Source organism: Acinetobacter sp. 148 (assembly GCF_031196675.1).
GTDB classification, from domain to species: domain Bacteria; phylum Pseudomonadota; class Gammaproteobacteria; order Pseudomonadales; family Moraxellaceae; genus Acinetobacter; species Acinetobacter baumannii.
Genome location: NZ_JAVIMT010000019.1, coordinates 1 through 229 on the forward strand (window position 1 = coordinate 1; position 229 = coordinate 229).

Sequence of the window (229 nt, forward strand, 5' to 3'; positions counted from 1 at the left end):
TTCAATTTTTGGTTTAATCTTTGTTACCTCATTTGTTGCAAAGTATATAGGTCCTGAAAACTTTGGAAAGCTAACCTTTGCAAGTTCAATTTTTGCGATCATTCAAACAATTGCAATGTTTGGATCGGAAAATATTATTTTTCAAAAAACATCTAAAAACAAAAAATTAGGTGAATATATAATTGATTCCACAAAAATAATTAGAGATATTCTGTATCTTGGCTTTTCA

At 27.1% G+C, this 229-nt stretch carries 1 protein-coding gene; it reads left to right on the forward strand.

The features are described from left to right. A partial coding sequence (locus RFX69_RS03665) for an oligosaccharide flippase family protein (protein WP_375143706.1) occupies positions 1-229 on the forward strand: 229 nt, incomplete at both ends.